Here is an 11,528-nt window from a genome sequence, read left to right as displayed (position 1 = left end):
ACTCGTTTAATTTTAAATAACTGTCCACAAAACCGGAAATCAGTTGCATTCGTGCTGGATCGAGGCGTAATGTTGCTAACAGTCGCAAGCATTCTACCTTGACTCTTGGCCTATCTTCGGTGGCGATATTCATTTTGGCCATAAGTGCCGATGCGACGGGATTTTGCCGATCTAAGAAATCTCGCCAATTGAGGCGATTTAACTGAATCACTCGATAGTTAAATTGCAAAACTTGAAAGTCTGGAAAGGCGATTTGATAGCGATTTGTTGCGGCTTTTTTGGGGCGATCATAGGAAAAGATAACAATGGGGTAAATAGGGAGGTTGAATTTTTCATGCAAGCGGGAACAATAGCGAAACATTCGGCGATTGAATGCTGTTTCAAAGGAGGATTGATTCTCGATATGAATCAAAAAGTAGGAGTTTTGTTTGGCAAAACGAACTTGCACAATTAAATCTGTTTCGTATTTTTCTCCTCTGGTCACATCGGTAAATACTTCTTTGTCTAAAAAGGTTACGGAGTTGCGATCGAGATATTCTCGTAATTCAGGGAAAAATAATTCGATGAATTCTACGAAAAAGACCGTTAGTAATTCTTTAAATAAGCGATCGTGGTCAATGTTTGCTTGTTTTTGCATGAATTTTACCTCTTAATTTATTCTTTTGTGTCGTAGCTTTCCTTAGATTCTGCGGCTTTAGGTGTGGTGCGATCGGGAACATCATAAAGAGGGCGATCGCTAACAATTTCTAACTGTTTGTGTTTCGGTTCTGTTGATTTTTGCTTGGGTTTAGGTTTCTGCCAATCTTCTTGATTAACATCTTGCAATTCATCTCCTTTACGACGTTTTGATGTTCGTTCTTCGCTGGTTTCTTCGGAAACAACTTCATATAAAATAGCCACTTTATCTTTTTGTGTGCCTTTTCTTAAAACTCGTCCCAAACGCTGTATATATTCCCGAATTGAACCCGTTCCTGATAAAATAATAGCAATACGAGCATCGGGAACATCTACGCCTTCATTGAGGACGTGAGAGGCAACAATAATTTTATAGGTTCCTTCTTTAAATTGCGTCAGAATTCCGTGGCGTTCTTTGACGGGTGTTTGATGGGTTAAAGCAGGAATGAGAAACTCTTGGGAAATGCGATAAACTGTTGCATTATCATTCGTAAAAATAAGGGTTCTTTCCGGATAGTGCTTGGCGATTAATTCCGCTAAAACTCGCAGTTTGCCATCGGTACAAAGAGAAATATCTTTCGCTTCTCGATGTGCTAACATTGCCCTTCTGCCCGCTTGCGATCGCGCTGAAGCCTGTACGAACAATTGCCAGCCTTTGAGACTGCTTAAACTAATATTAGATTCCCGCAAAAAAGCATTACGAATCTTCATTGAGCGATCGTAAGTTTCCCGTTCTTTGGGGGATAATTTGACTTTAATTTCAACAATTTTATGTTTTGCGAGGGCGTGTCCAGAAAGTTCTTCCGGTGTTTTACGATAGACGATCGCCCCAATTAGCCCTTCTAAGTCCCGATGGGAACCATCCGATCGCTCGGGTGTTGCTGTCAAACCCAGACGATAGGGCGCGATCGCGTATTCTGCAATAACGCGAAAAAAGTCGGTGGGTAAGTGGTGACATTCATCAAAAATCAATAAAGCGTAGCGATCGCCTAAATTTTCAGCGTGAATAGCGGCACTATTGTAAGTGGAAACCAGAAGGGGAGTGCGATCGCCAGATCCGCCTCCCAATAGTCCCAATTCCACATCAGGAAAAGCTGCCTCGAGTTGGGCGTACCATTGGTGCATTAAGTCTAAAGTCGGCACGAGAATTAAGGTACTGCGGGGGGTGGACTGCATCGCCAATTGCGCCAAATAGGTCTTTCCCGAAGCCGTCGGTAAAACAACTACCCCCTGTCGTCCCGCCATTTTCCATGCCTGTAATGCCTCTTGCTGGTGGGTGTATGGAGTCATTTCCACACTACTTGAGGTTAACTCCAGAGGCACAAATGCTTTAGCCTCATCGGTAAAATTTGTCCCTTCCCCTTGCAATGCTTCGATCAGGGGGCGATAGTGCATCGCGGGAATGCGGAATTTCTCTACGCGATCGTCCCAGGTTGCATACTCGATCCAGGCTTTTCCCTTGGGGGGTGGGTGCAATAATAAGGTTCCCCGATGGTAGGTTAATTTGGAAAGGCGCGGCATAGTTTGAGTAGACACGAATAGTATAAAGTTTAGTGATTTTTTCGTATCAAGCAAGAGCCAGACTTCCCGATCGCCTCAATAGCAGCCTCCAAGGCGATCGCCACGTGAGTCCAATGGGTTCCTCCTTGACAAAAAACAAGATAAGGTTCTCGCAGGGGTCCATCTGCGGAAAACTCCGATGTACTGCCGTCGATAAATGTCCCTCCAGCCATGACTAAATCGCTGGCATAGCCCGGCATTGCCGCCGGAACGGGGTCCAGATAAGAACCAATGGGAGAAACCCCTTGCAGCGCTTTACAGAAGGCAATCAGCTTATCGGCAGAACCTAATCGTATTGCTTGAATCGTATCGCGACGAGGAAGTAAAGGTTTGGGGTTAACCGGATAGCCTAACTTAGCAAAAACAGAAGCAATTAAATGACTTCCTTTCACTGCTTCTCCTACCATTTGCGGTGCTAAAAATAGTCCTTGAAATAACAAGCGATTTTGGTCGAAAGTCGCCCCTCCTTCACTACCAATTCCGGGTGCCGTCAAGCGACAGGCTGCTAGTTCCACAAGCTCCTTTTTTCCTGCAATATAGCCCCCTCCTGTGGCGATCGTTCCCCCTGGATTCTTAATCAAAGAACCCGCAATTAAATCTGCACCTACCGCCGTTGGTTCTCGTTCTTCGATAAACTCTCCATAACAGTTATCAACAAAACAAATTGTCTCAGGATTTTGTTTTTTAACTAAACGAACAATTCTGGCAATATCTTCTATAGAAAGACTTTCTCGCCAAGAATAACCGCACGATCGCTGAATTAAAACCAGTTTGGTCTTGTCCCAAATTGCTGTTTTTAAAACATCCCAATTAATTCCACCTTCTTGAGTTAATTCTAATTGACGATAACTAATGCCAAAGTCCATTAAAGAGCCTTGACCTCCTCCCCGCAGTCCGATAACTTCCTCCAAAGTATCGTAGGGTTGTCCCGTCACCGAAAGCATTTCATCTCCTGGACGCAAGACCCCAAATAATGCAGAGGCGATCGCATGGGTTCCCGAGACAAATTGTACTCGCACTATTGCCGCTTCTGCCCCCATTACCTCCGCAAAAACGCGATCGAGGGTTTCTCTTCCGAGATCCCCATGACCGTAACCGCTTACCCCAGCAAAATGATGAGTCCCAACCCGATGATTGCGAAAAGCAGTCAAAACCTTTTTAAGATTTTGCTTAACTCCTGCGTCAATTTGAGAAAATATCGGTATGAGTTCTTTTTCTGCCTCTCTCAGAACTTCTAAATCTGTCATTAATTATCATTAATTATTATTAATTATGATTTGAGATCACCAATGCCAGACTTGTTCAAAGCGATCGCAAAGTTCGGCGACTTCTCCTAGGGGAATGAGTTTAATTCCCGCAATAAACTTATCTTGAGGAAGCCCGCGATCGCGCACATCTTCGGCAACAGCATAAATGGCAATCCCTTTTTCTAACATAGCTGTTAAATCCTGATCCAATTCAGGAGGATTGGTTTGTTTCCATTCCCCAAACTGTAAGCCAGATGCGTCTTGGTTTTTCAGTAAATAATTAACAGAATTCCCTCGTAATAGTACCGAAACTTCCGCCCCTCCATTTTGAAAAATATGATTTAACCAAAGAATGGTATCATCCTGTTCTTCAATCGTTCCTCGATAAGCCGATTCGATAATGCTTAAAATTTTCATTAATTTTCTCCTTTATCGCGTGGGGATGACAAGAGTGCCATCGCTATTTTTGACAGCTTCAAGAAAGTCTTTTGGAGCCCCTCGACGGGGACCCTCAATCCAATTTCCCGCACCGCGTTCATCTACACACAAACCACAATTCACCCAATCTAAAGTGACACCTTTTTCCTCAGCCAGTTTAAAAAGTGCAGCAATCCAATCCTTTGTTAAAGGGTGATTTTCCTCTTCTAGGTTTGTTCCTTTAACAGAATTAGCGTGAGGCTTTTGATCTTTCATCGTTAAATTCACTGCCCCTTCATAGGCAAAAACCATCACATTATGACCTTGACTTAAAGCACTATGAATGATGCGTAACGCAGTAGTTGAATTAGCCGACTCGTAGGGAGAATCCATAATTGCGAGGGCAAGAGTTTTTCCAGTCATTAGTTTTCCTGATATGAATTTTAAAGGGTTTAGTGCCACATTGCTTTTGTATCGGACTGCAAACACAGTTCAACGAGGCGATCCATGTTGGCCGAATTGACACCCTCCGCCAGTGACTCGATCGCCCGTTCCTTGAGGGCAAAATCATCGGCTAGAATGGTAATGCCCAATTGTTTCAGTTCAGCAAAGCGACCGGAGTGGCGATCGCCTTTACGGGCAGGAATCACGCCATTTTGAACTAAAAATAAAGTCACGCTGTTGCCCCGAGATTGTAGATCGAGGGCAATTTGCTGCATATTCTGCCAATCTCCAGAATCGTAAGGGTCTCGGGATTCCAAAATTAAATAATGAGCCATGCTTGTCCTCTTGATATTTTAGGCATACCGCTCAAGCTAAACAGCAAAAAACGACGTTTTTCCATCATCTCGCAACCGATCGCCCTCAAAATCAAGGCTAAAAGCCAGCAAAACACCGATATTGCTTGCGGTTAGCCTCCCGATTGGGCGATCGCAATTTTAAGAAAACTTTCCAATTTTCTGATGAATTGCGATCGTCTCCATTCCCTGTTTTCGCGAAGATTCCCTCCCGTACAAAACTTTTTTGCGATTTTACTTGACCGGAGCGACAATGCCATAAACAATTAAGAATAGTATCTTTTTCGTTTCCATAGCATCTTTAATGATTCATTTCTGTTTTAGAAATCAAAATTTACTTTAGAATTAGTTGAGAATTCGTGCTTGGGAATAGCAGAAGTCTACTGTGTCGTGTCGCTTTTTTAGGTTATTGCATGACTGTTGCAACATCAAACAAACTGCCTTGGGATTGGACGACGATCATTTATATGGGAATCCTGCATCTTTTGGCGATGCTGGCTTTCCTACCAGGAAATTTTAGTTGGCAGGCTGTGGGACTCGCCCTTGTTCTCCATTGGATTACGGGAGGATTAGGAATTACGTTAGGATTTCATCGTTTGCTTACCCATCGCAGTTTTGAGACTCCAAAATGGTTGGAGTATTTTTTTGCGCTTTGCGGAACTTTGGCTTGTCAAGGAGGTGTAGTTAAATGGGTCGGATTGCACCGAATTCACCATAAATATTCTGATACCTCTTCAGATCCCCATGATTCCAATGCGGGTTTTTGGTGGAGTCACATGGATTGGATGCTTCATGATATCCCTGCCGATCAAGATATTCCTCGTTATACCCAAGATCTTGACGATCCCGTGTACCGATTTTTAAATAATGCGTTCATTCCCCTTCAGATTGTTTTGGGTTTGTTGTTGTATTGGTGGGGAGGTTGGTCTTTTGTCATTTGGGGTATTTTTGCCCGTTTGGTTATCGTCTTTCACTGTACTTGGTTTGTTAATAGTGCTACTCATATGTTCGGTTATCGCACCTTTGACTCTAACGATGCCTCTCGGAATTGCTGGTGGGTTGCTTTAGTGACTTATGGTGAAGGTTGGCATAACAATCATCACGCTTATCAGTATTCTGCCCGTCACGGGTTGAAATGGTGGGAAATCGATCTGACTTGGATGACGATTCGCTTATTACAAATTGTAGGTTTGGCTAAAAATGTCAAACTGGTTCCAGAAGTTGCTTTGGCGAAGATTGGCGATCGCGCATCATCCTAGTTAGTTCTAGTTAGTTCTAAAGGCTGAGTGTATTCCTCACCAAACTGAAAAAGAAAAAGGAGGTATTAACGATCGCAGGGTCTAGATTAAAGACTGTTTTCCAAGAACTAGGGGTCAAAATTTTGATCGAAATTGACCCCAATACGGTAAGACACCGCGATCGCCTCTATTTCCTCAAAAAGACAAAAAAGAAGTTTATTGGTGGCCTGAATTTATTTATTTTCCTAAATGTCGAGAAGCCATTTGCATAGCATCGGCAATATCAACGTCTCCGTCTCCGTCGGCATCCAGAAACGCATTGAGAACAGAATTGGTGTTTTGGGGATTGCTCATATCGGTTCCAGATTGGAGAAATTGCAAAACCAGAGGCACTAAACTCGGCAACATAGATTGAATCATATTGGCAGATAAACCCGTTTTCTTTTCGACTTCTGCGGCAATTTGTTCAACTTGCGGGTGACTAAACAATATCTGTACGACCTGGGGACTGGGACTCGTACCGCTAAATTGATTGACAATTGCTTGGGCATTTGCTTCTCCCTCGTTATTTTGCTTCTCCTGCAAACTCGATCGCACGTATTTGCCAACAATAGACATGGCAGATTGTAGGTTTTCTGGGTTAGCTTGAGTCCCTTGGCTGAGACTTTGCACTGTATTGAGAATTGCCCCGATACCGTCGGGACTGGCAGCGCGATCGGGACTATCAAGCGCCCCGATAATAGCGTTAAATAAGCTCATGGCAATTTAATTTAATTATTGATTATTCCATATTGTAAAGTATTACAGCAGTGGAGAGAGAGAGAAAGCGAGCTTCACTCTTTTATCACTCACACCTCTTCTCGAAAACGTTGAATTAACTCCTCGCAAGACAACTGTAGAAGTAGGGGGGTAAATTCTTCCGAAGACAGTTTCATAATGGGTTCAATAATCGCGGCAAGTTCGTCATCGATCGCCCCAAAGCGAACCCGGAAGATATTTTCAATTAAACGGCGAGTGGCCTCCTTCTCTCCCTCTCCTCGGCCTTCTTCTTTTCCTTGTTGAAGTCCTTGTTGAAGACCTTGTTGAAGCCCTTGTTGAAGTCCTTGTTGAAGGAATTCTGCCATTGCTTCTTGGCGAATTTCTTGGCGAATTTCTTGACGAACTTCTGCCATTGCTTCTTCATACATTTGGGTCAAAGTCATAATTAACTCCTTATCATCGCGATCTAAATCTCGTTCTCGATTCTGTCGTTTGGTTAACAGAGCAATAAGTTCTCGTACTAATTTTATAACATTTTCCCGCAGGTGGTTTTCCTTTGGCAGGGCTTCGAGTTCTTTGACCGCTTGCTTTTGAACATTTCCCCGTCCCAATAGTCGCAACCACAAGGTTTCTGTTGTTTTCGGGAGTTGGTGAATCACCACAATTGCGGTGTTCCAGCTTGTACTCAGATAGTAGATCCCTTGTTCATCTTTTTTTGAGGAAGCTACAGCCGAGAAACTGTGCAGAAAACTGAGGGAAGCGGTAGGAGTGAGTATCCACAATTTCGGGATTTCGCGATCGCCTATTGGGATTTTGGTGCGATTTTCCTCACGTTCTAATTCTGCCAGTAGGACGAACAATTTCATCATACAAGTGCGAACATCATTTTGAGTAATGGGATTGCGGAATGGTTCAAAAAGGGCGGGAGTTGCGGTTAATCGTCCAAGTAAGCCCAAGTTTTGGCGGCGTTTGGGGTTGGAGGAGGAAGGAGTAAACAAAACGTCGATTTGGCGACCTTCTGGGTGAATATCTTTGCTAGTTTCGACGATACCGAGGGGAGAAAGAAGTTCACTGAGGTATTGTTTGGCGAATTGGTCATGGAGAAAACGAGTCACGGGTTAATGAATAATTATTCAATGTTTATAGCATATCAGGAGAGGCGCGATCGCTTCGATTCTCCTAAATCCCCCTCCCGTCCCCTTTAATAAGCCAGATAAAATGCGATCGACTTGACAGAGGCTAGAGGAATTTAGTTTAATACTTAAGTCCAAATTGTATGGTTCGCTCGTGTCTAGTTTAACAGAACCCTATCGTGGCAGGGTACAAGCTCAAGGAGATGATATTCAGCAGAAGGGGGGCTATAGTCATTCTTGGGCGCAACAAAAACCTGTTACAGACCAAGAAGGTTTATCATTTCTTGATACAATAGAAGAACAATGTACAGAGTCCCAAAAAGCAGAACGTAAGAAGGCTTTTCGTAAAGCGAGACGTTTTGTTAAGAACGCCAGCAAGCAAGGGGGAGTCGGACCAGAATCACAACCTCATTCATTTTGCGATCCTAAGTGTAAAGTTGCCAACGCCCGTGTTGACATTGAAATTCGGAGTGGTCTTACCTTTGTTCCTGTAAATCAAGAAAAATGACAACAATCTTGACCAAAGTACAACAATATTTAAACTCTGACAATATGGACAGAGCGAGGGAAGAAGTTGTCAAAATTCTTGGCGATCTCACCAAAGTTGATGTGAATGTTCGAGATTTCGCTGCATTGCTGGTATTAGGATCGCAAAAAGATTTAGAAATCGGTTTAGGAGTCTTGGGACGGGAACTGCTAAAACCGGATATCTCTATTAATAATGAGGTGATTTGGTTATTCCTGGCCGCAGTTTTATCTCGCTCTAATATTACGCCTGATAGTCCATCGAGAATCAGTTTTCTTGGACTGGTTTCTTGTGTAGAAGATTGGGAATTACCGATTTTTGCTTTACTGACTCCTGCACTAGACTCATTTTTGAAGGTAAGTCTGTCTTCAGGAAATGTTTTAATTGCTGAACAGACTCTAGATTTTCTGGCAACTTGGGGAGATAACTATGCTAAAGCACCTCATCTTAAAAAACAACTGAAAAATCTTAAATCTCTTACAGATACTGTATTAGAACAGGTTGACAATCTAGAGTTACAAGAGGAATGGCAGGAAGAACTAGAGACATTTTTTAAAAGAGCAAAAAAAACTCAATATGCTGATGATAATATTTGGTCTGCGGGAGGAAATTTACTTCAAAAAATATACAATACTCAAGTTTTGGATCGCGATCTAAAAAATGGCAATCATGCTCGAGTCAAGGAGAATATACAGCGATTAATCACTTCATCTCTGGCGGCAATAGGACAAATTTTAGATAGTAAGAGTTTATCTGCCGTTGTTCGGATTGATAATGCCGATGATAACAATTTTTGGAATATTAGAGCAAGTATAATTGATAGAGTAGAGAGATTCTTTCAAGAAATTGTCGATGAAAATGATATAAAGAAACTCCTTAGATTTAGACCTGTATGGTCTTTTCCTGGGTCATGGACAGTTATTCTTCATATTCCATTAGGTGAAAATCAATCTGAATTCCTTGCAAATGCGATCGCATCTCTGTCTAATATAAAATATGTAGATAATGCTCAAGAATCTTTAGTCGTCAATAGTTGGCGAGATTGTGTCAATAATCTCAAAGAAGATAATCTTAGAGTAGATATAGCTGTTTCTTCTAATAATCCAGAATTACATATTATTAGAAGTATCTCTACCGAAGATGTCCCTATCAGTGAAGATGTTACACCACAAATTAGGGTTTTATCTCGTGATATCCCTCAAGCAAACGATCTTAAACGAGTGATAGAACTCGCATCGATCTTTATTCAAAATCCTTCATCTTTATCAACTGTACGACAACAGTTTTTAGAAATATTTGGAATTGCTCCTAGACAATTTTCCTACTATCGAAGAGCCGTAGAAATTCTGGGTCTTGTAGATGAACGGGAACGACCAACAACGGCAGGTCGTGTTCTTCATCGTTTATCAGAAACAGAAAAAATAGGCTTCTTGGCACATCAATTTATATCCTCAAAAGTTGGTTGGGCATGGTTAAATTGGCAAAATGTTAATACTCTTGCAGAAATTGAACCAGAAGGAGCATCTAAGTTTGTCAAGGAAGTTTGTCCTTCCCTGTCAGACGAAACTGGAAAACGACGCGCTGACACACTAAAATCTTGGCTTAAGGCTTTTACAACAGAAAAAAGTAATATCTAATGAGTCATGTAGGGGTTTATTGCAGAAAACCTTCCTTTGTGAATCCCTCTCGTAGTGCGATCGCCTCTCTTCATTTTCTTAAACCAGCGATCGCACCGCTTTTCCTTTTTTTTCATATCGCGATCGCCACTCTCTGGTGTTGCGAATAATGGGGAAAGCATAACAGAAGAGGATTGATAATTAAGAATCAATGATTGATAATTGATCGTTGATAATCGATCGTTGATAATTAATATGGCAGATTGGCAACAGGTAGACGGCGGCGTAACAGCCCCCAAAGGATATACCGCAGCAGGAATTACCGCCGGGTTAAAACCTTCTGGGGCAAAAGATTTAGCACTGATCGTCTCGGAAACAGAAGCGATCGCAGCCGGAGTTTTTACACAATCTGTTGTCCGGGCAGCTTGTGTGGACTATTGCCGTAAGGTATTACAAAAGAAAGCCGTTGCGCGGGCAATTCTCTGTAATGCGGGACAGGCTAATGCTGCTACGGGAGAACAGGGTTTGCAGGATGCCCTTGAAACCGCCCGTTTAATTGGTGAGAACTTAAACATTGACCCCAATAGTGTTTTGTTAGCTTCCACGGGAGTGATCGGCCAGCGCATGAAAATGGAGGCATTTCGCACGGGAATTCCTAAGTTAGTATCGGCGCTATCTCCCACAGGTGGAGAAGATACGGCTAAGGCGATCGTGACTACGGATTTAGTGACTAAATCTATTGCTTTAGAAACGACTTTTGGCGATCGCCCCGTGCGGATCGGGGGTATTTCCAAGGGATCGGGAATGATTCACCCCAACATGGCCACCATGCTGGCTTTTGTGACTTGCGATGCCTTGGTTTCCTCTGAACTTTGGCAGCAAATGCTCCGTCGTGCCGCCGATAAGAGTTTTAATCAAATTACTGTCGATGGGGACAGCAGCACCAACGATACTCTGCTTGCCCTCACTAACGGTCAATCTCGTACTCCGGCGATTCGGGAAATGGGACCTGATGCGGAAAAACTGGAAGCAATGCTCACAGAAGTCTGTCAGTATTTAGCTAAGGCGATCGCCCGAGATGGAGAAGGTGCGACTTGTTTAATCGAAGTACAAGTTTCCGGTGCGCCTAATGATGCCGATGCGCGACAAGTGGCTAAAACCGTTGCTGGCTCATCTTTAGTCAAATCAGCTATCTTCGGCCGCGATCCCAACTGGGGACGCATTGCTGGAGCCGCAGGACGGGCGGGGGTCAATTTCGATCAAGATCGCCTCACGATTAAATTAGGGGAGTTTCTGCTCATGGAAGAGGGGCAACCGTTGCCTTTTGACCGACAAGGTGCCAGCAATTATATGAAAGAAATTGCCGCAAAATCTTCGGGGACGACGGAAACGGGGAAATTAATTCAACATTTGGACAATCCCTTAATTATTGCTGTCAATCTGGGCATGGGTTCGGGAATCGGCAAGGCTTGGGGCTGCGATCTCAGTTACGATTACGTCAAAATTAATGCCGAATATACAACTTAGTTAGTCCTATTTTTCGATAAAATTTCGATAAAA

General features: G+C 43.0%; 14 protein-coding genes. 6 read left to right on the top strand and 8 right to left on the bottom strand.

Going from position 1 to position 11,528, the window contains the following annotated elements; translation table 11 throughout:
- From JUI58_RS07495 to JUI58_RS07470, 6 genes are all read right to left on the bottom strand, one after another.
- Nucleotides 1–637 (bottom strand): Rpn family recombination-promoting nuclease/putative transposase (locus tag JUI58_RS07495; protein ID WP_204103138.1); only part of this gene is annotated, 637 nt, incomplete at its 3' end.
- A 17-nt stretch (nucleotides 638–654) separates the two neighbouring features.
- Entirely contained in the window at nucleotides 655–2,196 is a 1,542-nt protein-coding gene (locus tag JUI58_RS07490) for a DEAD/DEAH box helicase family protein (protein WP_204103140.1), read from the bottom strand.
- A gap of 29 nt (nucleotides 2,197–2,225) precedes the next feature.
- Nucleotides 2,226–3,482, bottom strand: coding sequence for a methionine gamma-lyase family protein (locus tag JUI58_RS07485; protein WP_204103137.1), 1,257 nt, complete (start codon nucleotides 3,480–3,482; stop codon nucleotides 2,226–2,228).
- A gap of 36 nt (nucleotides 3,483–3,518) precedes the next feature.
- Nucleotides 3,519–3,899, bottom strand: coding sequence for a DsrE family protein (locus tag JUI58_RS07480; RefSeq protein ID WP_204103136.1), 381 nt, complete (start codon nucleotides 3,897–3,899; stop codon nucleotides 3,519–3,521).
- A gap of 12 nt (nucleotides 3,900–3,911) precedes the next feature.
- On the bottom strand, nucleotides 3,912–4,322 hold the full coding sequence (locus JUI58_RS07475) for a DsrE family protein (RefSeq protein WP_204103135.1): 411 nt from the start codon (nucleotides 4,320–4,322) through the stop codon (nucleotides 3,912–3,914).
- Nucleotides 4,323–4,351: 29 nt separating this feature from the next.
- The gene (locus tag JUI58_RS07470) at nucleotides 4,352–4,678 is read right to left on the bottom strand and encodes a DsrE family protein (protein ID WP_204103134.1); all 327 of its coding nucleotides are present in this window, start codon (nucleotides 4,676–4,678) and stop codon (nucleotides 4,352–4,354) included.
- Here JUI58_RS07470 and JUI58_RS07465 point away from each other — a divergent pair.
- Nucleotides 4,670–4,813, top strand: a complete 144-nt coding sequence (locus tag JUI58_RS07465) for a hypothetical protein (RefSeq protein WP_204103133.1) — start codon at nucleotides 4,670–4,672, stop codon at nucleotides 4,811–4,813. The genes JUI58_RS07470 and JUI58_RS07465 overlap by 9 nt on opposite strands.
- 296 nt (nucleotides 4,814–5,109) lie before the next feature.
- Complete coding sequence (locus tag JUI58_RS07460; protein WP_204103132.1) at nucleotides 5,110–5,955, top strand: acyl-CoA desaturase; 846 nt, start codon at nucleotides 5,110–5,112, stop codon at nucleotides 5,953–5,955.
- 216 nt (nucleotides 5,956–6,171) lie between these two features.
- On the opposite strand, the gene JUI58_RS07455 is transcribed toward JUI58_RS07460, so the two are convergent.
- Nucleotides 6,172–6,693, bottom strand: a complete 522-nt coding sequence (locus JUI58_RS07455) for a DUF937 domain-containing protein (protein WP_204103131.1) — start codon at nucleotides 6,691–6,693, stop codon at nucleotides 6,172–6,174.
- 89 nt (nucleotides 6,694–6,782) lie between these two features.
- Nucleotides 6,783–7,808: a hypothetical protein gene (locus JUI58_RS07450; RefSeq protein WP_204103130.1), complete on the bottom strand. Its 1,026-nt coding sequence runs from the start codon at nucleotides 7,806–7,808 to the stop codon at nucleotides 6,783–6,785.
- Nucleotides 7,809–7,980: 172 nt separating this feature from the next.
- On the opposite strand from JUI58_RS07450, the gene JUI58_RS07445 reads away from it, so the two are divergent.
- The 4 genes from JUI58_RS07445 (at nucleotide 7,981) to argJ (ending at nucleotide 11,495) form a co-directional block, all read left to right on the top strand.
- The gene (locus JUI58_RS07445) at nucleotides 7,981–8,334 is read left to right on the top strand and encodes a hypothetical protein (protein WP_204103129.1); all 354 of its coding nucleotides are present in this window, start codon (nucleotides 7,981–7,983) and stop codon (nucleotides 8,332–8,334) included.
- Nucleotides 8,331–9,989 carry a hypothetical protein gene (locus JUI58_RS07440; RefSeq protein WP_204103128.1) on the top strand — a complete coding sequence of 553 codons (1,659 nt, stop codon included), beginning with the start codon at nucleotides 8,331–8,333 and terminating at the stop codon, nucleotides 9,987–9,989. Before JUI58_RS07445 ends, JUI58_RS07440 begins: the two co-directional genes overlap by 4 nt.
- Nucleotides 9,989–10,138: a hypothetical protein gene (locus tag JUI58_RS07435; RefSeq protein WP_204103127.1), complete on the top strand. Its 150-nt coding sequence runs from the start codon at nucleotides 9,989–9,991 to the stop codon at nucleotides 10,136–10,138. Before JUI58_RS07440 ends, JUI58_RS07435 begins: the two co-directional genes overlap by 1 nt.
- 85 nt (nucleotides 10,139–10,223) lie before the next feature.
- Nucleotides 10,224–11,495, top strand: coding sequence for a bifunctional ornithine acetyltransferase/N-acetylglutamate synthase (gene argJ, locus JUI58_RS07430; protein ID WP_204103126.1), 1,272 nt, complete (start codon nucleotides 10,224–10,226; stop codon nucleotides 11,493–11,495).
- Nucleotides 11,496–11,528: the final 33 nt, after the last annotated feature.

Source organism: Spirulina sp. CCY15215 (assembly GCF_016888125.1).
In the GTDB taxonomy this organism is placed as follows: Bacteria; Cyanobacteriota; Cyanobacteriia; order Cyanobacteriales; family Spirulinaceae; genus CCY15215.
Note: the sequence above shows the minus strand (reverse complement) of the source record. Positions and strands in the feature narration are given on the sequence as shown.